Annotated in this window: 21 protein-coding genes; 12 read left to right on the forward strand and 9 right to left on the reverse strand. The window is 60.6% G+C overall.

The features are described 5' to 3' along the window. The first annotated feature begins 14 nt into the window (after positions 1 to 14). The 3 genes from ACO08A_RS04805 to ACO08A_RS04815 all read left to right on the forward strand — a co-directional run bounded on the left by ACO08A_RS04805 (position 15) and on the right by ACO08A_RS04815 (position 2,000). Positions 15 to 464, forward strand: coding sequence for a YciI family protein (locus tag ACO08A_RS04805; protein ID WP_422040066.1), 450 nt, complete (start codon positions 15 to 17; stop codon positions 462 to 464). Continuing rightward, positions 433 to 1,680 carry an RNA polymerase sigma factor gene (locus ACO08A_RS04810; RefSeq protein WP_422040067.1) on the forward strand — a complete coding sequence of 416 codons (1,248 nt, stop codon included), beginning with the start codon at positions 433 to 435 and terminating at the stop codon, positions 1,678 to 1,680. Before ACO08A_RS04805 ends, ACO08A_RS04810 begins: the two co-directional genes overlap by 32 nt. A gap of 68 nt (positions 1,681 to 1,748) precedes the next feature. Beyond that, on the forward strand, positions 1,749 to 2,000 hold the full coding sequence (locus tag ACO08A_RS04815; RefSeq protein ID WP_422040068.1) for a hypothetical protein: 252 nt from the start codon (positions 1,749 to 1,751) through the stop codon (positions 1,998 to 2,000). Positions 2,001 to 2,066: 66 nt separating this feature from the next. Here ACO08A_RS04815 and ACO08A_RS04820 read toward each other — a convergent pair whose 3' ends face one another. Continuing rightward, on the reverse strand, positions 2,067 to 2,774 hold the full coding sequence (locus ACO08A_RS04820) for an SDR family oxidoreductase (protein ID WP_422040069.1): 708 nt from the start codon (positions 2,772 to 2,774) through the stop codon (positions 2,067 to 2,069). Here ACO08A_RS04820 and ACO08A_RS04825 point away from each other — a divergent pair. The 6 genes from ACO08A_RS04825 to ACO08A_RS04850 all read left to right on the forward strand — a co-directional run bounded on the left by ACO08A_RS04825 (position 2,728) and on the right by ACO08A_RS04850 (position 10,104). Then, complete coding sequence (locus ACO08A_RS04825; protein WP_422040070.1) at positions 2,728 to 3,753, forward strand: LysR substrate-binding domain-containing protein; 1,026 nt, start codon at positions 2,728 to 2,730, stop codon at positions 3,751 to 3,753. The two genes, ACO08A_RS04820 and ACO08A_RS04825, sit on opposite strands and share 47 nt — an antisense overlap. Positions 3,754 to 3,882: 129 nt before the next feature. Beyond that, on the forward strand, positions 3,883 to 4,266 hold the full coding sequence (locus ACO08A_RS04830; RefSeq protein ID WP_421981500.1) for a VOC family protein: 384 nt from the start codon (positions 3,883 to 3,885) through the stop codon (positions 4,264 to 4,266). 96 nt (positions 4,267 to 4,362) lie between these two features. Next, the gene (locus ACO08A_RS04835) at positions 4,363 to 4,770 is read left to right on the forward strand and encodes an MAPEG family protein (protein WP_422040071.1); all 408 of its coding nucleotides are present in this window, start codon (positions 4,363 to 4,365) and stop codon (positions 4,768 to 4,770) included. A gap of 587 nt (positions 4,771 to 5,357) precedes the next feature. Then, positions 5,358 to 6,065 carry a response regulator gene (locus ACO08A_RS04840; protein ID WP_422040072.1) on the forward strand — a complete coding sequence of 236 codons (708 nt, stop codon included), beginning with the start codon at positions 5,358 to 5,360 and terminating at the stop codon, positions 6,063 to 6,065. Positions 6,066 to 6,152: 87 nt separating this feature from the next. After that, entirely contained in the window at positions 6,153 to 7,703 is a 1,551-nt protein-coding gene (locus ACO08A_RS04845) for an ATP-binding protein (protein WP_422040073.1), read from the forward strand. Between the two features lie 100 nt (positions 7,704 to 7,803). Beyond that, positions 7,804 to 10,104 (forward strand): spermidine synthase, encoded by a 2,301-nt coding sequence (locus ACO08A_RS04850; protein WP_422040074.1) that lies wholly within the window; start codon positions 7,804 to 7,806, stop codon positions 10,102 to 10,104. 123 nt (positions 10,105 to 10,227) lie between these two features. Here ACO08A_RS04850 and ACO08A_RS04855 read toward each other — a convergent pair whose 3' ends face one another. The 5 genes from ACO08A_RS04855 to cysG form a co-directional block, all read right to left on the reverse strand. After that, a complete protein-coding gene (locus ACO08A_RS04855) occupies positions 10,228 to 10,761 on the reverse strand; it encodes a DUF934 domain-containing protein (protein ID WP_422040075.1) in 534 nt (177 codons plus the stop codon). Between the two features lie 33 nt (positions 10,762 to 10,794). Then, positions 10,795 to 11,556: a phosphoadenylyl-sulfate reductase gene (locus tag ACO08A_RS04860; protein WP_421981494.1), complete on the reverse strand. Its 762-nt coding sequence runs from the start codon at positions 11,554 to 11,556 to the stop codon at positions 10,795 to 10,797. Continuing rightward, positions 11,543 to 13,201: a nitrite/sulfite reductase gene (locus ACO08A_RS04865; protein WP_421981493.1), complete on the reverse strand. Its 1,659-nt coding sequence runs from the start codon at positions 13,199 to 13,201 to the stop codon at positions 11,543 to 11,545. Before ACO08A_RS04865 ends, ACO08A_RS04860 begins: the two co-directional genes overlap by 14 nt. A 67-nt stretch (positions 13,202 to 13,268) precedes the next feature. Continuing rightward, positions 13,269 to 13,568, reverse strand: coding sequence for a DUF2849 domain-containing protein (locus tag ACO08A_RS04870; RefSeq protein WP_422040076.1), 300 nt, complete (start codon positions 13,566 to 13,568; stop codon positions 13,269 to 13,271). A gap of 18 nt (positions 13,569 to 13,586) precedes the next feature. Continuing rightward, complete coding sequence (gene cysG, locus ACO08A_RS04875) at positions 13,587 to 15,050, reverse strand: siroheme synthase CysG (RefSeq protein ID WP_422040077.1); 1,464 nt, start codon at positions 15,048 to 15,050, stop codon at positions 13,587 to 13,589. Positions 15,051 to 15,325: 275 nt separating this feature from the next. Between cysG and ACO08A_RS04880 the strand changes: the two genes are divergently transcribed. After that, positions 15,326 to 15,838 (forward strand): invasion associated locus B family protein, encoded by a 513-nt coding sequence (locus ACO08A_RS04880; protein WP_422040078.1) that lies wholly within the window; start codon positions 15,326 to 15,328, stop codon positions 15,836 to 15,838. A 70-nt stretch (positions 15,839 to 15,908) separates the two neighbouring features. Here ACO08A_RS04880 and ACO08A_RS04885 read toward each other — a convergent pair whose 3' ends face one another. Then, the gene (locus ACO08A_RS04885; RefSeq protein WP_422040079.1) at positions 15,909 to 16,439 is read right to left on the reverse strand and encodes a hypothetical protein; all 531 of its coding nucleotides are present in this window, start codon (positions 16,437 to 16,439) and stop codon (positions 15,909 to 15,911) included. A 688-nt stretch (positions 16,440 to 17,127) separates the two neighbouring features. Continuing rightward, positions 17,128 to 18,294 (reverse strand): acetyl-CoA acetyltransferase, encoded by a 1,167-nt coding sequence (locus ACO08A_RS04890; protein WP_422040080.1) that lies wholly within the window; start codon positions 18,292 to 18,294, stop codon positions 17,128 to 17,130. A 527-nt stretch (positions 18,295 to 18,821) separates the two neighbouring features. On the opposite strand from ACO08A_RS04890, the gene ACO08A_RS04895 reads away from it, so the two are divergent. Both ACO08A_RS04895 and ACO08A_RS04900 read left to right on the forward strand, forming a co-directional pair. Next, positions 18,822 to 20,492, forward strand: coding sequence for an alpha-glucosidase family protein (locus ACO08A_RS04895; RefSeq protein ID WP_422040081.1), 1,671 nt, complete (start codon positions 18,822 to 18,824; stop codon positions 20,490 to 20,492). A gap of 87 nt (positions 20,493 to 20,579) precedes the next feature. After that, entirely contained in the window at positions 20,580 to 21,365 is a 786-nt protein-coding gene (locus ACO08A_RS04900) for a glycosyltransferase family 2 protein (RefSeq protein ID WP_422040082.1), read from the forward strand. 50 nt (positions 21,366 to 21,415) lie between these two features. Here ACO08A_RS04900 and ACO08A_RS04905 read toward each other — a convergent pair whose 3' ends face one another. Further along, on the reverse strand, positions 21,416 to 22,609 hold the full coding sequence (locus tag ACO08A_RS04905) for an HD domain-containing phosphohydrolase (protein ID WP_422040083.1): 1,194 nt from the start codon (positions 22,607 to 22,609) through the stop codon (positions 21,416 to 21,418). Between the last annotated feature and the right edge of the window lie 52 nt (positions 22,610 to 22,661).

The raw sequence follows: 22,661 nt of genomic DNA on the forward strand, positions 1-22,661 counted from the left end.
GCCTGGTGTCGGATATGCTCGGGCCGGAACGTTCCTCGGTCATCGATCCCGTAAACCCGGAGACCAAAAAGATGCTGTTTTCCGTGCTGATATATGCCAGCGAAGATATCATGGATGCCGTTTCGCCGGAGGAGCATGCCGAGATCATGAGCCACCATCGCGCCTTTCACGAACACACCAAGACAAGCAAGAGCTTTGCAGCCGCGACCAAGCTGATGTCGACCGGGACCGCCGTGACCGTCAACAAGGAGAACGACGGCTACCTGGTGACCGACGGCCCGTTCGCGGAGACAAAGGAGCAATTCATGGGATTTTATCTCATCGATTGCGCGTCGCTCGAAGACGCCATCGACACGGTGAAGCTGCTGCCTCTCGAATATGGTCGGGTCGAGGTGCGTCCGGTGGAATATTTCGAGGGAGCCGATTTCAAGAATGGCGAACGCCTGGTTATCGACGCATCTTAGGGCGGCCCGCCCGCGTGCGCTGGCGGCCCTGAACCGGGTGCTTGGCGATATCGATCTTGCAGAAGACGCCTTTCAGGAGGCCTCGCTCAAGGCACACAGAACGTGGCAGCGGGACGCGCTCCCCAAGGATCCGACCGCGTGGCTGATCGTTGCCGGCCGGAATGCCGGCATAGATGCCCTTCGCAAGAAGCGGCGCGAAACGCTGGCGTCGCCGGAAGACCTAGAGGCTCACTTCGACAATACAAACCCGGAAGAAGAGTTGACGACGTCGCTGGACCGTTCGGTTTACAGGGATGAGTTCCTGAGGCTGCTGTTTACCTGCTGCCACCCTGTTTTAAGGCGGGACCAACAGATCGCTCTTGCTTTGAAGATCGTTGCCGGACTGTCGGTCGACGAGATCGCACGGGCCTTTCTCATACAGCCCAAGACGATGGAGCAGCGGATCACGCGTGCGAAAAAACGTCTGCAAGCTGCAAAACTCCGTTACGAGGAACCGGATGAAAAAGGCCGCGCCGAGCGGTTTTCAGCCGTCGCCAACGCAATCTATCTTCTGTTCAACGAGGGCTACTCTGCCTCGAAGGGGTCTTCGCTCATTCGGGTCACCTTGTGCGAGGAAGCCATTCGCCTTTCACGCCTTCTCGTCCGCCTCTATCCGGAAGAACCCGAGTTGCGCGGGCTTCTGGCGCTCTGCCTCATCCAGCATTCCCGCCGGCACGCGCGCGTGTCAGATGACGGGGCGGCGATCACGCTCGAACATCAGGACCGGACCAAGTGGGATCGACGAAACATCGCCGAAGGCACGGTTCTCCTTGAAGCCGCCCTGCGCAAGGGAACCCCCGGCCCTCTCCAGATCGAAGCCGCCATTGCGGCAACCCACACGCGGGCCGAGGCCTATGCCGATACGGACTGGGCCGAGCTCAACAGGCTCTATCTTGCGCTTGAACATATCCGCCCATCACCGATCGTGTCATTGAACAGGGCGGTTGTCGTTGCAAAACTGAAGGGTCCGAGAGAAGCGCTTGATCTATTGGAACTCCTCTCTGCCCCGCTGGAACGATATAGCAGTTTTCACGCGACAAAAGCTGCCTTTCAGACAGATATTTTGCTAAATCTGGAAGCATTGAAGTCTTATAACCTTGCACTTCGCCAAGCAGGAACCGAGATTGAGCGTAAATACATAAGATCAAAAATTCAAAAATTAAAAGAAAGTCTTTAGATTGAAAATTTTTTTACAACACCTATATTAATATTGTGACTAAAAGAATTCATGTGGGAGATAATATAGTGGAGACGATTGAAAAACTTCTTTCTATTCCTCTGCCCGTCTGGATCGGGCTCCTGGTGGGCGTCACGCTTCTGGTCATGTTCCTGAGGGCAACAAGCCTGAGCAACGTGAAAGGCGACTACAAAGTCTCCAAGCCGGAAAGACCTTTGGCCAACGGATCGCCGCATGGACACGGTCGGGACATGCATTTCGATGGGCTTGAGTTTCCAGGAAGAGTCCGGGAGAACCCGGCAGACAGAAAATCCCACTGAAACAAGGCGTTGTTGCATCCATCGTTTCTTTGGAACCGCCCGGAAGCGGCTCCTCTCGGCAGCGCATCAGACCGACCGCGTGATGCCGCCATCGACGCGGATGTTCTGGCCCGTGATGTAGCCGGCGCCATCCGATGCGAGAAAGGCGACGACCGATGCAATCTCTTCTAACGACTTTCCGTAGCGCCCCATCGGTATCCGCACGCGAAACTCCTCCTTTTCCGGCAAGCTGTCGATAAAGCCCGGCAGGACGTTGTTCATGCGGATGTTGTCAGCGGCGTATCTGTCGGAAAACAGTTTGGCATAAGCCGCCAGGCCGGCCCGGAAAACGCCTGATGTCGGGAAAACCGGGTCCGGTTCGAACGCTGCGAAGGTGGAAATGTTGATGATTGCGCCGGACTTCTGCTTCTGCATGACAGGTGCAACAAGGCGCGTCGGACGGACGACATTCATGAAATAGACGTCCAGCCCCGTGTGCCAGTCTTCATCGCTCAGGTCCAGAACCGGTGCACGCGGACCATGACCCGCGCTGTTGACCAGCACGTCCACCCGGCCCCATCGCTCCAGTGTCAGATCCACGAGCCGCTTGAGATCGTCGTTGGATTGATTGGACCCGGACACGCCGATGCCGCCCAGTTCGGCGGCAAGCGCCTCCCCCTTTCCGGACGAGGAGAGAATGGCGACCTCATGGCCGTCCCGTGCCAGCTTGCGCGCACTGTCGGCTCCCATGCCGCTGCCGCCGGCCGTCACGATCGCCACCTTTGTTTCCGTCATCACCAACCTCCAGGTTCTGAAAAATTCTGATACGAAGCTAGACGCGCCGGACCGGCTTGACCAATCATTTCCGAACCGCTTAGACTATAGAAAAACTACTGTCTTGACACCAATGCGCGCACCGAAACTCCAACACATCAAGATGTTTGATGCCGCGGCCCGGCATCTGAATTTTCGGCTTGCCGCTGAAGAACTCAATCTCACGCAGGGCGCCGTGGCACAGGCTGTCCGTTCGCTGGAAGCTGATCTCGGCGTCATGCTGTTCGACCGCAGAGCCCGCGGACTATCGTTCACGGAAGCGGGCAGACGCTACCACGGCGATACGTCAAAAGGCCTTGAAATCATCAACGAGGCTACAAGAAACTTACTACCTTCCATCAACAGGGTCTCCATCAGTGTGCCGCCGTCCTTTGCCTCGAAATGGCTGGTGCCGCGGCTGCCGCAATTCATGGAGATCAACCCGGATATCGATGTCAGGATCATTGCCAGCGAACACCTGACGGATTTTCAAACGCAAGATGTCGATATTGCGGTCCGGCAGGGACGACGCCCATTGGACCGGAAACTTGCCATCCACCTCCTGGCACCGATCGACCTGGGCGCCTATTGCGGCCCGGCGATCGACCTGCCTCGTGGTGCACCGCGCACCCTTGCGGATTTGACCGGCCTGCCGCTGATACAGGATGGGCACAGGTACTGGGAACACTTGCTGGCGGAACACGACCTTCCTTGCCCGCAGCCGGTCCTCCAGTTCAATCAGACGTCGCTGGCACTGGACGCGGCGGCAAACGGGCAAGGCATGGCGGTCGCGCCCAAGCTCATCGCGCGTGCCGACGTGAAATCCGGGCGCCTGCAAGAAGTCTGGCATGACGACAGCGAGAGGGACCTCGGTTTCTGGTTGCTTCGTCCCGCGGGCAAATCGGCCAATCAAGACGCTTCGACAGCGCTGACCGACTGGATCCTCAACGAGATCCGCTGACACTGCGGGCTGACCTACACTGCCTTGCCCCCCAAAAAAACTTTCACACCTGTCGGATCTGACAAGTCTCCCGCGTCCTCCGATCACCTGGCCCGCCCAGGCAGATCATGAACCTTGAGGATGGAAAACATGAGCAACCCGATGCAAACCCATGGTGCGTTCAGCTGGATGGAACTTCACAGCGGTGACGGCGCAAAGGCGAAGGAATTTTACACCGGTCTCCTCGGCTGGGGCCTGGAAGACATGGAAATGCCGGGCATGACCTACACGGTTATTGCGAACGGCGATGACAAGATCGGCGGATTTCCGCCCATGGCGGCCGAGGCGCCGCGCTGGTTGCCCTATGTCACCGTGGATGATGTGGATGCACGGGTGGAAAAGGCCAAGGCACTGGGCGCGACCATTGCCGGCGACCCCATGACCGTTCCCGGTGTCGGGCGCATGGCAACGCTGATCGATCCGGTCGGCGGGGTCATCGCGCTCATAACCTATGAAGCACCGGCCGAGAGCTGATCCCCGACAACATCTCTTCAGACCGCCGGCGGTGCGCCTGCGTTCCGCAACCGCCGGCCGTATCCTCCGATGCTCCAGAAATGGGAGAGCCCAACAATGGAAATCCTTTCCGCGCTGCCCGTCACAATCGTTTTCGTTGCCGTTTTCGCGCTGATACAGATCCCGATGACAGTCGCCGTCGGACTTCGCAGGCTCCAGACCGACGTCCAGTTCATGGACGGCGGCGACAGCGTCCTGCTTCAGCGGATGCGCGCGCATGGCAATTTCACCGAGACCGTGCCGATCGCCCTGCTCGCGATGGCGGCAGCGGAACTTGCCGGTGCACCCCAGGTACTGCTGTGGGCCGGCGGGACCGCGCTTCTGCTCGGACGTCTCATCCACTATGCAACGATCGTCACCACGGGGTTCGGCATAGGGCGTGCAATCGGCATGCTTCTGACCCTGTCGTCGCTCGTCCTGTTTCCGGGCTTCGTGCTGCTCAAGACCACCGGCCTTGCCACCTGAACACCGCGTTGCAGGCAGCCGGTGCCGGAACGGGATCCGGCACCGGCTGCCTGCAATCCCGGCATGACAGTCCGCGATGCCGAAACTGCGCAAAATCTGCACAGCGACTGATACCGGGCTGCAAGGGTCTCCGGCAAAAGGGCTAGGGTACGGACTCATAAATGAGACTGAAATGGCATGGGAAATGGCGAGATCCCGTTTGGAAGGGTGCGCGGAGCGGGCTTTCTGCCCGGTCAAGCACGCTGACGACACGGGGTGAAGCCATTTCCGCCTCATTTATGGGTCCGTACCCTAGAGTCCCGCTTGTCAGGAGAACAGTTCAGATGCCTTTCCTTATGCGTTACTTACCAGCCAGGATCAGCCGGTTAATGCGAAAGCCACCGGATATCGTCCGCAAGCCTTGCCGCAACACGCTTTTGTTCATGACGGCTAGGGTTGACACCTCGCTCCCCCGTTCGTTGCGCAGGGACGGCTGGTGGCTGGAAACATGAAACGGCCCCGGTTGTTTTTTAACTCCCTGCGTTGATAGTCATATGCGCAGACACATCCGCATGCTGTGCGGGAACTCTCATGTCCGGACCGGTCCATTGCAGTCAAAAACCATTCTTGTCGTCGACGATGATCCGAATATCCGCGAGGTGATCTGCTTCGCGCTCCAAAAGGCATCCTATCGCCACGAGATCGCGACCGACGGCAAGGACGCGCTCGACAAGGCAGCACTTCATGCGCCTGCACTGATCATCCTGGATATCGGCCTGCCGGAGATGGACGGCCTGGACGTTTGCCGGGAGCTCAGGAAAAGATCCGAAGTGCCGATCCTGTTCCTGTCGGCGCGCGACGATGAAATCGACCGGATCATCGGGCTCGAACTCGGAGCCGACGACTACGTCACCAAACCTTTCAGCCCGAGGGAACTGATTGCAAGGGTGGGCGTCATTCTGAAGCGGTACGGGGCGCCGCAGACCGCCCAGGCAGCGGAGCCCCCCCTGCGTCAACACGGCCTGCTTGCGCTGGAAAAGGAAGAACGGCAGGTGAGGGTCCAGGACACCGAGATCAGTCTGACGGCCATCGAATTTGAAATCCTGTCCGCGCTGATGGACCGGCCCAAGATCGTCTATACGCGGGAACGTATTCTGGAGAAGGCCTACAAGGACAATATTCACGTTTCGGATCGTACGATCGACAGTCATATTCGCAACATCCGCGCCAAGCTTGCCGCGGCCGGATGCAGCGATGCCATCGAGACGGTGCACGGTGTCGGTTTCCGGCTCGGCCCCTGTGAAGACACCAGCTGACCCTGAAACCGGATGAAAATTTCCAGCTCATTCCGCGATCGTTGGCGCCCCTCCATCAGCTTGGTCATAGCGATGGTGCTCGCAATCATGCTGCTGGTCCCTCTCGCGGGGATCGTGTTTTTCCGTGTCTACGAAAATCAGCTGATCCAGACCACGGAAGGCGAGCTCATCGCCCAGTCTGCCGCGATCGCGGCGATCACGGCGCAATATCTGAAGCAGCATGACGGCGACACGCTTCCCCTGGGCCCGGTTGCCCGTCCCCCCTCGCCCTATTCGACGGACCCGCTGTCCCTGGCGGTCAGCAGAAGATACGACACGAAGCCTGCGGGAGACTGGACACCGCAATTGCCGGTTCTCGATCTCAACAAGACCGCCGTGCTGCCGTCCCGTCCCGATCCGCGCACGTCCGAGCATGACATCCATCCGGCCCATGCAGCGGCGGGAACGGCCATCGGGCAGGTGCTGAAGGACACACAGAAACTGACGCTTGCCGGTTTCAGGGTGCTCGATCCGAACGGGACAATCATTGCCGGACGGGACGATACCGGGCTTTCGCTTGCGCATGTTGCGGAGGTCAAGAACGCAATGGCCGGCCGGTATTCCAGCGTCCTGCGCGAACGCGTTGTCCAGAACCCGCAGCCGATCTATTCCATCAGTCGGGGCACCAGCGTGCGCGTGTTTGCCGCTCTGCCGATCCTGATCGACAACCGGGTCGCGGGTATCGTCTACGCCTCGCGCACACCGAGCAATATCCTCAGGGAAATGTTCCTCAAATGGGAAACCGTGGTTCTGGTTCTGGCATTCGTGCTAAGCGCGACATTCGTGGTCGGTTTCATTTTCGCACGCGGGATCGCGGGCCCGATCAAGGCGCTCACGGACCGCTCCCTGAAAATCGGCCGCGGTGACCGCGACGCCCTGAAACCGCTGCGCATCCACGGCAACCGGGAGATCCATGCGCTGTCGACCAGCATGCTGGAAACCTCACGGAAACTGTTTGACCGGAACGAATATATCAACACCTTCGCCAACCACGTGACCCATGAACTGAAGACCCCGCTGACCGCGATCCAGGGCGCGGCGGAACTGCTCCGGGACGGCGGGAACGAGCTGGACGTCACCGAACGGGAAAGGTTCCTTCGAAACATTCTGGCGGATACCGAGCGCGCCTCCAGGCTGCTGAACCGCCTCAGGGAACTGGCGCGGGCGGACAGCGTGGAAATCGGAGGAACGAGCCGGCTATCGGAGGTTCTGGACGAGATCCGAAGCCGGTTCAGGCGGATAACGATAGAAGCGGATGGCGACTGCGCGATCCCCATGTCCGCGGAAAACGCCCGGATCGTCTTCGAAAACATGATCGACAATTCCGTCCGGCACGGTGCCGACCGGGTCATGTTTTCAGCCCAGGGGACGGCAAACGGCCTGTCTCTGATGATTTCGGACAATGGAGACGGCATCTCGGAAGGAAACCGGGACCAGATATTCGACCTCTTCTTCACGACGCGCCGGGACAGCGGCGGCACGGGGATGGGTCTCGGCATCATCCAGGCTCTGCTCAAGGCCCACAACGCGTCGATCGCACTGGTTCCGCGCGATGGCGGTGCCTGCTTCGAAATCGACTTTCCGCACACGCGGACGTGACTGATACGGCGCATGTTTCCTTATTCTTAAGCACGTCTTTTATGCGTTGCTTAACTCGACCTTCGTAGTCTCCACCCGGGTATCTTAGGGGAAAGACACGATGCAGCAGACGCAGCAAACTTCGCTCCCGGCGAACGAAGGTGGTCAATTCGGCGTTGCCATTCCGGTTCTGCAGGTTTTTGCGGGCACACTTTTCCTGAGCGCTTTCCTGCTGTTTTCGGTCCAGCCGTTCTTTTCCAAGCTGGTCCTGCCAAAGCTTGGCGGGTCTCCCGGCGTCTGGTCCGTGGCCATGGTCTTTTTCCAGAGCGTTCTGCTCCTCGGATACACCTATGCGCATTTGCTGACCCGTTACCTCAAGACAAAGCATGCGATCCTCGTGCACACGCTGGTGCTGCTGTCCGCCTGCCTGTTCCTGCCGCTGGGTATTGCCAGCGGCTGGGATACACCGCCCGCCGAATACCAGGAGATCTGGCTGCTGGGCCTGTTCGCCGTTTCCGTCGGCCTGCCATTTTTCGCGGTCTCCGCAAATGCGCCCCTGCTGCAGGCCTGGTTCACGCAAACCGGCCACAAGCACGCATCCGATCCGTACTTCCTCTATGGTGCAAGCAATATAGGCAGTTTCGCCTCGCTCTATCTCTACATCCTCGTATTGGAACCGGCTCTCAAGCTCGGCACCCAGTCCCTGTTGTGGACGGCGGGATATTTCGGCCTCGTGATCGCGATCCTGCTGTGTGCTGCCGCGGTCCTTCGCCGTCCGCAGGCCGAAGCGGCCGGTCAGTCGGGTGACAACGACAGGGAAGAGCCGTCCCCGGCGACACCGATTTCGGCGAAGCAGATTTTCGTCTATCTCGGCCTCGCTGCCGTTCCCTCAGCCCTGACGATCGCGCTTACTGCACATATCGCGGTGGACATCGCCTCCGCACCCTTCATGTGGGTGGTGCCGCTGTCGCTGTTTCTGCTGACCTTCGTCATCGCGTTCAAAACCAAGCCGCTGATTTCCGTCGAGTTTCTGTCGAACATCCTGCCGTTTGCGGCGATCCTGGCCACCGCCGTGATCTTCCTGCCCAAGATCCTGCCGCTGACATTCGGACTGGGCGCCAACCTGCTGATCTATTTCATAACGGTGCTCTACTGCCATGCCCGGCTCTATCAGCTGCGCCCGCCTGCGAGCCAGTTGACCGCGTTCTATCTGTGGATGTCGGTCGGGGGCGTTCTCGGCGGCATCTTCGCAGGCCTGATTGCACCGAACGTCTTCAACTGGGTTGCCGAATATCCGATGCTGATGCTGACAGCGCTCTTCCTGCTGCCGCTCAAGAACGGTGCCACGGCCAATTCCGTGTTGAAGACCATCCTCTTCGGTGCCGCACTGACCCTCCTGTTCTGGATCGGCCTCACGCGCGGCTGGATTCCCGAGGTCGAAGGTCATGAAGTCGTCATGGTGTCGATCATCGCCCTTGTGGCGCTTGCCGCACTGGCTCAGCTGAAGTGGCAGTCCATCTCGCATGTCCTCCTGATCCTGACCGTCCCGCTGGTGCTGGTGCTTCAACTTCACCCGAGCGTCGTTCACACCGAGCGGTCGTTCTTCGGCGTGGTGAAGGTCAAGGACACGGATGACGGCACGTATCGCCGCATGGTGCACGGCACGACCGTGCACGGCAGCATCGCAATGAGCGCCTTCGAGCCGGAAATCGGCGAAGGCTCGCCGGAACCGCTCGCCTACTATCATGAAACGGGCGAGATGGCGGCGACGCTTTTCGCTGCACGCGCATCTGCCGGCGGCGATCTCGGCCATGTCGGCGTTGTCGGCCTCGGCACCGGCAGCTTCCTGTGCCACCGCGCCCCCGGCGAAACCTGGACAGTCTACGAGATCGACAAGTCGGTGATCGATGTCGCTTCAAATCCGTCCTATTTCCGGTTCATCTCCGACTGCGGGCCCGACACGAAGATGGTCCTGGGGGATGCCCGGCTCACGCTGGAAGCGGAACCGGACAGCAAGTTCGACTACCTCCTGATCGATGCATTCTCGTCCGACTCCATCCCGGTGCACCTGATGACCCGCGAGGCCATCGATCTGTTCTTCTCGAAAATCGGGGAAAACGGCCTGCTGGCAATGCATATCTCCAACAGGTACCTGGAACTGGCGAGCGTCCTGGCCGCCATCGCGGAGCTGGACGGATACGAGATCCGGTTCGCCTCCTACAAGCCGGGAGACCGCCAGGAGAGGCCTGATCAGGTCTTCGCCTCGAATGTCATGGTGTTTGCTCGGAACGACGCCGACCTCGGACCGCTGCTCGACAACGAAAGATGGGAAACGGTTGCCTCGGACGGAACTGCACCGTGGACGGACGATTATTCCAATATCGTCGGCGCCATCATCAGACACGAATTCAACAAGGACTGACGCACAAAAGGCCCGGCCACAGCGAGCTGCAACCGGGCCTTCCACCAGATAAAGCCGGCGAAGGAAACGGGACGCGTTGTTTCCGCAACGCCGGGCTCTTGGGTCCTGACCCTAGACCGACGCCTACTCGGCTGCGACGGCGACGTCTCTGAAGGAGCGGCGAGCCCAGGGGCGCGTGCCGACCGGTATTTCGTCAACCGTGCCGACAGGCTGAAGATACTTGGTCACTTCCGGCCATTCGCCGGCCTTGAGCGCTTTCAACACTTCCGGCTTGGAAATCTCGAACGAAGACACACCGCATCGGCGCGCCAGCGGCACCTGGTCGAGAATGTATTTTCCGGCGGCGCGAATGTCGCCCTGGTACCCGATCTGCTCACGCAGGACACGCGCTGCCGAAAATCCGCGCCCATCCGCGAAACTCGGAAAGTCCACGGCAACATAGGCCAACCGGCCGAGATACGGCGCGATCTGTTCCACGTCGTCGCCGGCTTCGACAAGAACGGCCGTTTCGGCGTCGCGGCTCAGATAGTCTTCCACCGCTTCCAGAAACAGGCTCTGCGGTACCAGCGCGTCGCCGGCAACAGCGGTGCCGGTCTCGGCATCCGCCCTGGTCCAGTTCTCTTCGACGAATTCGCCGTCCTTAAAAATCGTGGTCATGTTCTGCGTCCTCATTTGCGTTAAGTGCAGCGGTCAGATGCCGCTGCCGTCGATTTCCTTGCCATGGGTCGGCCAGTGAATGCCGCATTCGGTCTTGTCCTGACCGCGCCAGCGGCCGGCCCGCGGATCCTCGCCCGCGGCCACCTTGCTCGTGCAGGGCAGGCAGCCGATGGACGGATAGCCCTGCGCGACGAGTGGATGGGGCGGCAATTCATGGGTCCGGGCGTAGTCGAGCACCTCGGCGGCAGACCAGTCGGCCAGCGGGTTGACCTTCACCCGCCCGGCTTCGATCTCGAAGTGTTCCAGACCTGCCCGTGTCGAACTCTGGTGGCGCTTGCGGCCGGAGATCCAGGCCTCGAACCCACCAAGGGCCCGTTCCAGCGGCACGACCTTGCGGATGTGGCAGCAGGCGTCCGTATCGGACATCCACAACATTCCCGCAGGGTCCTTTTCGGCGAGGTCTTCCCGGGTCGGCTTGAAGGTGCGCACGTCGGTCAGGCCAAGCTTTTCGATCAGCTCTTCGCGATACAGCAGCGTTGCCGGGAAAAGCTTCACCGTGTCGATGAAGAGCACGGGCGTCGACGGATCAATCTGAGCGACCATGTGCAGAAGCACGGCCGAGTCGGCACCAAAGCTGGAGACCATGGCGATGTCACCGGCAAACTGGTGCCGGATCGCTCCCATCAGGATCTCCTGCGCCGAGGTATCCTCGTATTGAGAATTCAGAGCGGCAACTTCCGCCTGCAGTCCCAGTTCAGGATCCACGCCCAGAGAGAAGGTCTCATGCAGCGCCATAAAGGGCCTCCTTGAACGGCGCCTCCCCAACCCGGCGATACGCCTCCAGGAAGGTTTCCTCGTTCCCGGACCGCAGTCCGAGATAGGTGTCGACAAGGTTCTCGATCGCGTCGACAACTTCTTCGGATGAAAATCCGCGCCCGACGATTTCGCCGATGGACGCGTTTTCGTTGGCCGAACCGCCGAGGGTCACCTGGTAGAATTCCTCGCCCTTCTTCTCCAGGCCGAGGATGCCGATATGGCCGACGTGGTGATGGCCGCAGGCGTTGATGCAGCCGGAGATCTTGATCTTCAGCTCGCCGATTTCCGCCTGACGTTCCGCCGTGCCGAAACGTTCCGAAATACGCTGAGCGACGGGGATGGAGCGCGCGGTGGCCAGAGCGCAATAGTCCATTCCCGGACATGCGATGATGTCGGTGATGAGACCGGCATTGCCTTCGGCGATCTCCGCGGCCGCGAGCCTGTCGTAGATTGCGGGCACATCCTCCAGCTTCACATGGGGCAGAATGACGTTCTGTTCGTGGCTGATACGGATTTCGTCGTGGCCGTACTGTTCGGCAAGGTCTGCGATCACTTCCATCTGTGCATCGGATGCATCTCCCGGGATACCGCCGATCGGCTTCATGGACAGCGTCACGGACGTATAGCCCGGTACCCGGTGCGGGTTCAGGTTATGCTTCAGGAACTGGGCGAAGGCGGCATCGGTTTCACGGCGCGCTTCAACCGCGGCCGAGACAACCGGGCCGACCTCAAGCGGTGGCGGTGCAAAATATGTCTCGATACGCCGGACTTCCTCGTCCGGAAGACGCAGGACGCCGAAGCGGATCTTTTCAAATTCCGCCTCGATATCCGCCTTCAGTTCCTCAAGACCCGTTTCGTGCACGAGGATCTTGATCCGCGCCTTGTACTTGTTGTCGCGCCGGCCGTAGCGGTTGTAGACCCGCAGGATCGCTTCGGAATAGGCCAGCAGGTCTTCTTCGGGCAGGAAGTCACGCACCTTGCGGCCGATCATGGGCGTGCGGCCGAGGCCACCGCCGACATAGACGACGAAACCGATCTCGCCGTCATCGTTGCGAGCCAGCTGCAGACCGATGTCATGCACCTGCACCGCGGCACGGTCATTCGGCGCGCCGGTGATCGCGATCTTGAACTTGCGCGGCAGGAACGAGAATTCCGGATGCAGCGACGACCACTGCCGCAGGATCTCGGCATAGGGACGCGGGTCGGCAATCTCGTCCGCCGCTGCCCCGGCAAAATGATCCGCCGTGACGTTGCGGATGCAGTTTCCGGACGTCTGAATGGCGTGCATCTCGACTTCCGCAAGCTCTTCCAGGATCTTTGGCGTATCTTCGAGCTTCGGCCAGTTGAACTGGATGTTCTGGCGCGTCGTGAAGTGGCCATAGCCCTTGTCATAGGTGCGGGCAATATGGGCCAGCTTGCGCATCTGACGGCCGTTCAGTGTTCCATAGGGGATTGCGACCCGGAGCATGTAGGCATGAAGCTGGAGATAGAGCCCGTTCATCAGCCGGAGCGGCTTGAACTCTTCCTCGGACAGCTCGCCTGCCAGACGGCGGCGGACCTGGTCCTTGAACTGTTCGGTGCGCTGATTGACAAAGCTCGCGTCAAATTCGTCGTAGCGGTACATCGGTCTTCTCTCCTGTCGGGCGCTGCCGGTATGCTTCCTGCCGGCGCTGCCCTGATCGCTTTTCCGTTCAGGCGGAAACCGCCTGGGCCTGTTTGCCGAAGTGCGGATGGGTGGTCGGTCCGGCGGCACGAATGCGCTCACGCAGGCGGACGGGAACAAGCACGCCGTCTTCCAGCGTCACGTCCGTCTCGTAGACGCCGACGACTTCCTGGTCCTTTTCGGCCTGCTGCCCGATCGCAAGCCCTTCGGCGACCTGATCCTTGCCCTCGAAAGTGCGGGCCAGCGTGACGCGCTCGACCCAGTTGCCGTTTTCTCCGAGCCAGACAACGTCGCCGTTCAAGAGACGATTGGCGGTGATGACCTTCATTTCGACTACTCTCTTTCGTCAGGCGACCGCCGCATGCGCAACTTCAAGCGGCGCCAGCGGTTCAGCCTTGTTCAGGGCGGCGTGGCCGACGGCCTCGCCAACGACTATGAGGACCGGGCCCTCGATTTCCGCCCGGTTCGACAGGACAGCGAGTTCGGAAAGGGATCCGGCAAACAGGCGTTCGTCGGCATGCGCCGCATTTTCGACCACCGCGACCGGGGTCTCGGGACGAAGCCCCGCGCCGATCATCTTGTCGGCAACGGCAGCGGCAACAGTCCGGCCCATGTAGACGGCAACGGTCGCGCCCTTGAGGGCAAGCCCGGCCCAATCGGGCAGTGTTTCGGACTTGGCGTTGTGCCCGGTCGCAAAGACGAGGTTGGAGGCAACGCCGCGCAGGGTCAGCGGGATCTGGGCCGAGGCCGCGGCGGCGAAGGCTGCAGTCACGCCCGGCACGATCTCGAATCCGATCCCGCCCGCGCGGAGTGCCTCCATTTCCTCTGCTGCCCGGCCGAAGATCATCGGATCTCCCGCCTTGAGACGCACGACTTTCAAACCCTTGCCGCCCAGTTCCACAAGCAGCTCGCAGATCTCGGATTGCGGCACGGAGTGTGCGCCCTTGCGCTTGCCCACCGAAATGCGTTCCGCGTCGCGCCGGCCCATGGCGACAACGCTCGCGGGAACGAGGGCGTCGTGTACGATGACATCCGCTTCCTGGAGAAGACGCTGTGCCCGCAAGGTCAGGAGATCTTCGGCTCCGGGACCGGCGCCGACCAGCCAGACAAATCCCGGCTCGTCCGCCATGCCGTTCAGGAGGCGTTGCGCCTCGGCACGTGCGATCTCCGGCTTGCCGGCATAAAGGTTCGTTGCAACCGACCCGGAGAAAAACCGCGCCCAGAAATTCCGGCGCAGGGCGCCGTCGGAGATCACCTTGGTCGCCGCATCGCGGAAGCTCTCCGCAAGCCGCGCCAGTTGACCGGTCGCGCGCGGCAGCATTGCCTCGATACGCGCCCGGATATGCCGGGACAGGACCGGGCCGACGCCGGTCGAGGTGATGGCGACGGCTATCGGCGCTCGGTTTACCAGCGCGCCGGTGTAGAAGTCGCAGAGCTCGGGTTTGTCGACGGCATTGACGGGCACACCCATGATCCGGGCCGCATCGACAACGGCCTTGTCGAGATCCCAGTCCTCGCGTGCCGAAAAGACCAGGGCGGCACCCGTCAGGTGCGCCGGCCGGAAGTCCTCGGCGACGTGCTCTGCCTGGAACAGCTCGATTGCTTCGCCCAGGTCGGGCTCAATCTCCTTGCCGATGACGACGATTGCCGCATTGGTCTCGCCGAGCAGACGCACCTTTGCCGCTGCTTCGCCGCCATGCCCGACCACAAGCACGCGCCGTCCCGCGACTTTCACGAATGCGGGAAATACATCGAGCCGGTCTTCGGGCTTTTTCAGCGTTTTCACAATGTCACCGCGGCGGCTGGCCATCCTGCAGGGTCTCCAATCCCAGTTTGATGGCTCTAATGTAATTTGCCGATCCGAGAAGTTCCGGGCACCTGTTTTCAAAGCTCAGCACGGATGAGGAATAGTTTTTTGCAGACGCGCCGAATGACCGATTCCGGTTCCGGCCGGGGTGCAATTTACGGTATCCATTGAAAAAAACGCCTTCAGGCCGCATCATGGCACATCGACTCGTCGTGGGGGACCTGTCACCGGCAGTCTTGATTGCCTGAGCGCCAGACGCACAGACAAATGAAGGCCTCATGACTTCCCTGAAGCAATCCCTTCCGGCTGCATTCCTTTTCTGCCTGCTCGGCTTTTCCGTTTCTGCGACCGCACAGGACGCGGCCCAAAAATCAGACAAGGATGTCCTCTGGCAAACGCGCTGCGTTGGAGCATCCAGAACGTCCGACGCCCTGATCTGCGAATCCTCACAGAGCGTCCGGGCCCAGGAAAACGGCCGGCTGCTCCTCAAGGTCGACATCATCTACCCGGCAAACAAGGCGGCCCCGGTTCTTCAGATGGTGCTGCCGCTCGGAATTCACATTCCCGGGCAGGTCAAGCTGTCGGTCGATGGCACAGCCATGGGCGATTTTGCGGTCGGCAGCTGCAACACGCAGGGGTGTTTTCTTTCTGCGCCGGCGTCACCCGGCATGATCGATGCCATGAAGGCGGGAGCGAAACTCAAGGTGGACTATGCACCGATGGCGGGAAAGCGGCAGGCGATCGAGATTCCCCTCACCGGGTTCAGCCGCGCGATGGCGGCAATCCAGTAGAGCGGCAGGTGTTGGAAGGCGGTTCGTCACGCTGTCCGGGCTTTGACCCGGGCCGGCGTGACGCAGCTTTTCAGTTCCCGTTTCTGTAGGCCCTGATCGTGTCCAGGAGGCGGTGACTGTCGGTTTTCAGGCACCAGGCCGCGATCAGGACATGGGTTGGTCCCGCAGACTTTCGCGATGCCTTGAGCGCCTTTTGGGAGAGGGAGAACGGGTAGGACCTGGCGTATTTCCTGCGCAGGGTCAGCGACACATACTCCCCCTTGCGCACGACGTTGCTGATCTCGCTCCACGGAATCCAGACGTTTCCGGCCCGAAAATCGGCAAAGCCTTCCGCGTTTATCCGCACGGGCGGCCCCCAGGGAACGAAGCACCTGTAGAGAACGAAAACAGACAATACCGAAAAAACGGGCAGCATGATGAAAGAGGCGTTTCGAAAACGCCGGTCATAGTAACCATCCGGTTCCGTCAGCACGCCGTAGAGGGACGCGGCAACGATCCCGACGCAAATGACAAGCAGTGCGAGCGTTCGCCCCCAATCCCGCCTGATGTGTGTCTCACCGTTTGCCGGCAGTGCCTCGTCGTTACCCGTCTGCTCGGTCATCTACTGCAACGGCTTCTTGTCTGTGCGTTGGTTCCTCATCTCCGATACGCTGGCATGTTCCGTACAACTTTCCAACACGCAATAAAGAGTGGGTCGGCTTTGGTCCGCTTCGCAAGGAAGCCGGGTCTTGCGCGGCGCCCTCGTCCGGTTGCACTTGCCATCCTGGCTGGAGCGCGGCTGAAGGCCGGAAAACAGCAAATGCTTGCTTCCCGTTTTCAACCTGATCAGACCGAGCACCGGGCTCTCCGGTCCCGGCCCGCGCTGCGCATGGCCGGGATGACGATGGCGAGGGTGTACCAGGATCTCACGGTGTTCACGCGGGGTGGCGGCGGATGTTGTTACGTTCACCCGTCGTCATTCCAGACAAGTGAGGCGGAGCCGAACGCCGATCTGGAATCTAGAGATCTGCGTGAGCGCAGCGAACACTCTTCCCGATGCCGCTATGATAAGCCGCGCCTTCGGTGCGAAATACTTCTGGTTCCGGATCGGCGCGCAGCTTGCGCTGCACGGGTCCGGAATGACGGTTTCTTCCAGCCTTCGCCATCCCGGACGCAGCGACGCGGAGATCCGGGATCGGAGAGGCACAGAGTTGGTGGTCAATCCGGGAAACAGTCTCGTGGCCCGGTTTGGAACAAGACAAAAAAGCCGGCGGAAGCCGCCGGCTCTTTCGTTGGAGGTCTTTCAGTGCCTAGCGCATGGCCTGCATGACCGAAACGAAGTTGGCAACCGCGGCGCCGCCCATGTTGAAGATGCCGCCGATTTCCGCGTCCTTGACCTGGATGTCGCCGGCCGAGCCGGTGAGCTGCATGGCGGTCAGGACATGCATGGAAACGCCGGTTGCGCCAATCGGATGACCCTTTGATTTCAGGCCGCCGGACGGGTTGACCGGGAGCTTGCCGTCCATCTCGGTCCAGCCTTCCAGAATGGCCCTGGCGCCCTCGCCTTCCGCCGTCAGACCCATGGCTTCGTATTCGAGCAGTTCGGCGATGGTGAAACAGTCATGGGTCTCGACGAAAGACAGATCGTCGAGGGCCAGATTGGCATCGCCCAGCGCTTCGCCCCAGGCCTTCGAGCAGCCTTCGAATTTCAGAATATCCCGGCGCGACATCGGCAGGAAATCCTGCACATGCGCCATGCCGCGGAAGGCAACCGCCTTTTTCATGCCGAGCGCCGTTGCCGGATCGGTCAGGACAAGTGCCGCCGCACCGTCGGACACGAGCGAGCAGTCCGTCCGTTTCAGCGGACCGGCCACGAACGGGTTCTTTTCGCTTTCCGCCCGGCAGAACTCGAAGCCGAGGTCCTTGCGCATCTGGGCGTAGGGGTTGCCGGTGCCGTTCTTGTGGTTCTTTGCGGCAATCTTGGCAAGGGCGTCGGACTGGTCACCGAATTTCTGGAAATAGGCGTCGGCGATCTTGCCGAAGACACCGGCGAAACCCGCCGGGATGTCGCCCTCTTCCTTCAGATAGGAGGCTTTCAGAAGGTTCTTGCCGATCTCGGGACCGGGCGTTGTGGTCATCTGCTCCACGCCGACGACAAGGACAATGCGCGCATCGCCGGAGGCAATCGCGCGGACACCCTGATGAACGGCGGCCGAGCCCGTCGCGCAGGCATTTTCGACACGCGTCGCCGGCTTGAAGCGCAGAGCCGGATCGGCCTGAAGTACCAGTGAAGCCGTGAAGTCCTGGGCCGAGAAGCCTGCATTGAAGTGACCAAGCAGGATTTCGTCGACGTCTTCGGGTCCGATGCCCGCGTCGTGAATGGCATCGACCGCCACCTTGACGATCATGCTTTCAACGGTTTCTTCCGCATGCTTGCCGAAGGGCATATGCGCCCACCCAACCATTGCCGCCGTCATGAGATTTCCTCCAAATGCATCCTGTGGCAAAGAAACGCGTCCCGCAGCCGTTTCAAGCGCGGCAAACAGCCTTTCCCTTACCATATGGGAACTTCGCTGCACCGGACACTCCCAGCTTCAAACACGTATTGCAACAGGAAATTGACCTAAACGTCATTGTTTTTATTTTTCATCATAAATTTCAATATCTTGAAGTTTCAAAAATCTAATCTCTTGCCCAGCAAGCTCTCCTTCCTGTCAAAACGGCAGTTTTTTAATATTTTGTTCACGCGACTGTCATGCCGATCGCTTAGCAGTGCCTTTGTTCAAAACAATTTCTTCTTTTGAGGCAATTACGTCGCGTTTCGCCGGTCCTGGTAACAGGGCCGGTTTTTTCTTTTCAACCGCGTCAGGCGGCTCAAGACGCAGAATCTTGTCCCCTGAACACGACTTTTCGTGCGTTGTAACTTGACCTCGCGATCCGCGGCATATAGCCATTCAAAGCGCTTTGAATTCACATCCCGCAAGACGCGGAACGGAGACCGGCAATGTTTGAAGAAGCCGAAACCGGCCAGGAGGCCGTCATGCCCGAGGAAACGATCGGAGATCGGGACTGGTGGCGGGGTGCGGTGATCTACCAGATCTATCCGCGCTCCTTCAACGATTCCAACAATGACGGTATCGGCGATCTCAACGGCGTCACCGAACGCATGGATTACATCGCCTCGCTCGGGGTCGATGCCATCTGGCTGTCGCCGTTCTTCACTTCTCCCATGGACGATTTCGGGTATGACGTCTCCGACTATGAAGATGTCGATCCGATGTTCGGATCGCTCGCCGATTTCGACCGCATGACCCGCGCCGCACATGAACGCGGGCTGAAGGTCATGATCGACCTTGTCATCTCGCACACGTCCGATCAGCACGCGTGGTTCAAGGAAAGCCGGTCTTCGAAGGACAATGCCAAGGCGGACTGGTATGTCTGGGCCGACAGCAAGCCCGACGGGACACCGCCCAACAACTGGCTTTCGCTGTTCGGCGGACCGGCCTGGGAATGGGACAGCCGCCGCTGCCAGTTCTACATGCATAATTTTCTGACCAGCCAGCCTGATCTCAACTTCCACAACAGGGACGTTCAGGACGCGGTTCTGGATGTGGCCCGGTTCTGGCTCGATCGCGGCGTGGACGGCTTCCGCCTGGACACGGTGAACTTCTATTTTCACGACGCGGAATTGCGGGACAACCCGCCGCTCAGCTCAGACGAGACACCATCCACCGTGGATCCGACCAACCCCTACGGGTTTCAGAACCACATCTACGACAAGACCCGGCCGGAAAACCTCGCCTTTCTCGAACGGTTCCGGGCGCTGCTCGACAGGTATCCGGGTGCAACATCCGTTGGCGAGATCGGCGCGGACGGTCAGGCCGTGGAACTGACGGCGTCCTACACGGAAGAGAACAAGCGCATTCACATGGCCTACAGCTTCGATCTGCTGACGCCGCAGCACTCGGCGGCCTATATCCGTCGGATCGTCGAGGAAATGAATGCCGGGATCGGCTCGGGCTGGGCCAGCTGGGCGCTGTCCAATCACGATGTCCAGAGGGTCGCCAGCCGCTGGGGAGACGGCAAGGACCTTGCCAGGTTCGCACCCCTGGGAGCGGCGCTCTGCGCAAGCCTGCGCGGCACGCCCTGTCTCTACCAGGGCGAAGAGCTTGGCCTGCCTCAGGTCGAGGTGCCGTTTGAACAGCTGCAGGACCCCTACGGCATCCGCTTCTGGCCGGAATACAAGGGCCGCGACGGCTGCCGCACGCCGATGCCATGGGTGAACAACAACGCCAATGGCGGGTTTTCCGAGGCCGACCCCTGGTTGCCGGTCGCCAGCGAACATCTGCAGCTGGCCGCCTCCGAGCAGGACAAAGACGCAGGCTCGATCCTGAACCGGAACCGTGCCTTTTTTGCCTGGCGGCAGAACAGGATGCCGCTCAAGAAGGGCGACATGGTCTTCCTGGAAAGCCCGGACGACACGCTGGTCTTCACCCGGAGCTTCAAGGACGAGACCACCCTGTGCGCCTTCAATCTGTCGGCAGACCCGGCGACCATCACGCTGGACGGACTTGCCCTTGAAAACCTCGAAGCGCCCGGTTTCACCGGAACCGCCGAAGGCGGCATGATCTCGCTCGGCGGACTGGATGCATGCTTTGCTAGGGTGAAATCCTGAAATCCCTGCTTCAAATCGCCTTCCGGTGCGGCTAAAAAGGCGCACCGGACATCCTCCGGCCCCTGTCGACACCTTGCCGGACCCTGAATGACCGACCGCCTGCCCCTGTCCGCGTTCATCATTTCCAAGAACGAAGCCGACCGGATCAGCCGGCCGATCCGGAGCGTCGTCGACTGGGTGGACGAGGTGATCGTCGTCGACAGCGGCTCCACGGACGACACTGTGGCCGTTGCCGAAAAGCTTGGTGCGCGGGTGGTGCACCATGACTGGAAGGGATACGGCCCGCAAAAACGCTACGGCGAAGAGCAATGCCGTAACGACTGGCTGCTCAACCTCGACGCGGACGAGGAAGTCACGCCGGAGCTTGCAGACGAAATCAAGTCGAAATTCGCCGACGGCAGCTACGGGACGGCCGACGGCTGGCGGATCATGATCCGGGACATGTATGCCCACGAAGAGGCCCCCGCGCCCTGGGCCTACGGCTATCACCAGATCCGCCTTTACGACCGCCGGAAGGGGCGTTTTTCCGCATCGACCGTTCACGATACGGTGCGCCCCGAAGACGGTGCAACGATCGACAACCTGGCCGGGATCATGGCGCATCGGTCCATCCGCTCGCTCGATTTTCAGGTCGGCAAGTACAACCGCTATTCGGGCATGCAGGTGGAAGACATGCGCGCACGCGGGCGCAAACTGCCCCGGAGCCGCCTGCTGACGGAGTTTCCGGTGAGTTTCTTCAAGGCGTATTTCGTGCGCAAGTACCGTAAATACGGCTGGTGGGGGTTCATCCTGTCCGTGAATTACGCGCACGCGCGGTTTCTGCGCGTCGCGAAAGCGTACGAAGCAGAATTGCTGGAGAAGCAGGGAGAGTAGACTTTGCGCAGGCGGCCCGGACGCCTTCTGTCTCCAGACCGTGCCCAGCCCTACCCCGTCGCGCCCAGTGCCTCCTTTGGCACCGCATGCCGTTCGACCCGGATCGGCTGGCGCACGCCCGTGGTGTGGTGGAAGTGTTCCAGGCGGCGGATGGTCGTCGGTGTCAGGGTGTGATCGCGGGACAGGACAAGTTCGTGGCTGGTCTCCGTAAGCACATCATCGACCAGAATATCGCCGGGCCGGAGCGAGTGGATGTTGCACTCCGAAATCTGCCCGCTGCGGTCCTCCAGCCCCTCTTCCAGAAGGACCTTTCTGGCGATTTCCAGAAGCTTCTGGTCATATTTGGTCCGCTTGATCGCCAGCGCCTCGAAGGCAGCGGCATCCGGCCCGCCTTCCGGACTGGCATACCACAGGTCCGTCAGCAGCTTCAGGATGCGCGAGATCATGGGAATGTCCTCGCCCGTGGGACCGTCTTTCGGGAAGCCGGACCCGTCGAAGCCGCGCGCGGACAGGTAGAGAAACTCCGATACCTTCTCCAGATGCGGAATGTTCTGCAACAGGTCACGGGTCTGCACGGGCGAGCGGTCCAGCACGTCGCGTTCCTGCTCCGTCAGGCCGCGCGCGGCGCGGTAACGGGCCAGGATCTGTTTCGGCAGAAGGGCTTCCCCCAGCGGTGACAGCATGACCGCCATCTCCAGTTCCCAGGTTTTGCGGATGCCGACTTCCTGCGCGATCTTGAGCGCCTGTTTGCGCACGATCCCGGTGCGCCGGAACGCTTCGGGATGGAACAGCGCCAGCATGTCGATCAGCAGCTTGACCGACCCAGCAAGGGTGCGTTCCAGGAGCAGCCGGTCCTTCGCCTGCTGCCTGTGATGGGCCAATGCGGTTTCAAGCGCGCTGGCAAGCTCTTCCTGCGGACAGGGCTTTTCAAGATAGATGAAGGCATGCGCCTCGTTGAGCGCCTTTTTGATGGCCTCCGCGGACGTCTCGCGTGTCAGCATGACACGCGCCGCCTGTGGAACAATCATTTCCGATGCGCGCAGGAAGGCCGTCCCGCCCCGGCCCGGCAGGTGGTAGCAGGAAAAGATCACGCAGGTGGCCGGATTCTGCTTGAGAAAACGCAGAGCTTCCTCGGATTCGGCAAAGCAGGCCACCTTGTGATGGTCGCCGAAAAGGCGTTCGAAGCCACGCCTGACGGCTTCGTCATGATCTGCAACGACAATCAGGTCGCCTGGCTCATCCATGAAACACTCTTTCGCCGGTGCCCGGCCGGTCGCCCGCCGGGCTCTGGTTGTT

Source organism: Roseibium sp. (assembly GCF_965232425.1).
Lineage (GTDB): Bacteria > Pseudomonadota > Alphaproteobacteria > Rhizobiales > Stappiaceae > Roseibium.

Bases quoted from the DNA above. Each gene is read 5' to 3' on its own strand.
- ACO08A_RS04805 (WP_422040066.1), top strand. From the start codon at position 15: ATGCTCGGGCCGGAACGTTCCTCGGTCATCGATCCCGTAAACCCGGAG.
- ACO08A_RS04810 (WP_422040067.1), top strand. From the start codon at position 433: ATGGCGAACGCCTGGTTATCGACGCATCTTAGGGCGGCCCGCCCGCGT.
- ACO08A_RS04825 (WP_422040070.1), top strand. From the start codon at position 2,728: ATGCCGCTGCCGCCGGCCGTCACGATCGCCACCTTTGTTTCCGTCATC.
- ACO08A_RS04820 (WP_422040069.1), bottom strand. From the start codon at position 2,774: ATGACGGAAACAAAGGTGGCGATCGTGACGGCCGGCGGCAGCGGCATG.
- ACO08A_RS04830 (WP_421981500.1), top strand. From the start codon at position 3,883: ATGAGCAACCCGATGCAAACCCATGGTGCGTTCAGCTGGATGGAACTT.
- ACO08A_RS04835 (WP_422040071.1), top strand. From the start codon at position 4,363: ATGGAAATCCTTTCCGCGCTGCCCGTCACAATCGTTTTCGTTGCCGTT.
- ACO08A_RS04845 (WP_422040073.1), top strand. From the start codon at position 6,153: ATGCTGCTGGTCCCTCTCGCGGGGATCGTGTTTTTCCGTGTCTACGAA.
- ACO08A_RS04850 (WP_422040074.1), top strand. From the start codon at position 7,804: ATGCAGCAGACGCAGCAAACTTCGCTCCCGGCGAACGAAGGTGGTCAA.
- ACO08A_RS04855 (WP_422040075.1), bottom strand. From the start codon at position 10,761: ATGACCACGATTTTTAAGGACGGCGAATTCGTCGAAGAGAACTGGACC.
- ACO08A_RS04860 (WP_421981494.1), bottom strand. From the start codon at position 11,556: ATGGCGCTGCATGAGACCTTCTCTCTGGGCGTGGATCCTGAACTGGGA.
- ACO08A_RS04865 (WP_421981493.1), bottom strand. From the start codon at position 13,201: ATGTACCGCTACGACGAATTTGACGCGAGCTTTGTCAATCAGCGCACC.
- ACO08A_RS04870 (WP_422040076.1), bottom strand. From the start codon at position 13,568: ATGAAGGTCATCACCGCCAATCGTCTCTTGAACGGCGACGTTGTCTGG.
- cysG (WP_422040077.1), bottom strand. From the start codon at position 15,050: ATGGCCAGCCGCCGCGGTGACATTGTGAAAACGCTGAAAAAGCCCGAA.
- ACO08A_RS04880 (WP_422040078.1), top strand. From the start codon at position 15,326: ATGACTTCCCTGAAGCAATCCCTTCCGGCTGCATTCCTTTTCTGCCTG.
- ACO08A_RS04885 (WP_422040079.1), bottom strand. From the start codon at position 16,439: ATGACCGAGCAGACGGGTAACGACGAGGCACTGCCGGCAAACGGTGAG.
- ACO08A_RS04890 (WP_422040080.1), bottom strand. From the start codon at position 18,294: ATGACGGCGGCAATGGTTGGGTGGGCGCATATGCCCTTCGGCAAGCAT.
- ACO08A_RS04895 (WP_422040081.1), top strand. From the start codon at position 18,822: ATGTTTGAAGAAGCCGAAACCGGCCAGGAGGCCGTCATGCCCGAGGAA.
- ACO08A_RS04900 (WP_422040082.1), top strand. From the start codon at position 20,580: ATGACCGACCGCCTGCCCCTGTCCGCGTTCATCATTTCCAAGAACGAA.
- ACO08A_RS04905 (WP_422040083.1), bottom strand. From the start codon at position 22,609: ATGGATGAGCCAGGCGACCTGATTGTCGTTGCAGATCATGACGAAGCC.